Annotated in this window: 1 protein-coding gene; it reads right to left on the reverse strand. The window is 71.2% G+C overall.

The annotated features are described in order from the left end of the window. Window positions 1-692 (reverse strand): polyketide synthase dehydratase domain-containing protein (locus ACTOQ2_RS44005; RefSeq protein ID WP_440108001.1); only part of this gene is annotated, 692 nt, incomplete at both ends.

The raw sequence follows: 692 nt of genomic DNA on the forward strand, positions 1-692 counted from the left end.
GTCGTACAGACCATCGACCGCCACCGGCCGCGCGTCCACCGGCGGCCACTGCACCAGCTCGAACGCCGCCACCGGCAACTCGGCGGTCACCAGGCCCTGTGCGTGCTGCGTCCATCCGGCGGCGTCCTGGGAGCGGGAGTGGACCGTCAGCGGACGTGCTCCGGACTCCTCCACCGCTCCGACGACCACCTGGATCTGGACCCCGCCCTGGGCGGGCACCACCAGCGGCGCCTGGATGGTCAGTTCCTGCAGGTAGGAGCACTCGACCTCGTCGCCCGCCCGGATGGCCAGCTCGACCAGCGCCGCCCCCGGAACCAGCATCTGACCACCCACGAGGTGATCGGCCAGCCACGGCTGCGTGGCGGGTGACAAGCGGCCACTGAAGATCACCGACTCGCCGCTGGCGACCTCGGTCACGGCGCTGAACACCGGGTGATCGATGGCGCCCAGTCCGGCGGCGTTCATGTCCCCGGCATCGGTCAGCGCGGGGATCCAGTACCGCTCGTGCTGGAAGGCGTACGTCGGCAGATCGACATGCGCTCTCGGGGTGAGGATCACTCGCCAGTCGACTCCCACGCCGTGGGTGTGGAGTCGGCCGAGTGCCTCGACCAGCGCCCGGACCTCGTCCCGGTCCTTGCGCGCGGTCGCGACGAAGGCGCCGTCCTGCACGCTCTGCTGGGCCAGCGCGGTCA

The sequence above is a fragment of the Streptosporangium sp. H16 genome (assembly GCF_051918855.1).
In the GTDB taxonomy this organism is placed as follows: domain Bacteria; phylum Actinomycetota; class Actinomycetes; order Streptosporangiales; family Streptosporangiaceae; genus Streptosporangium.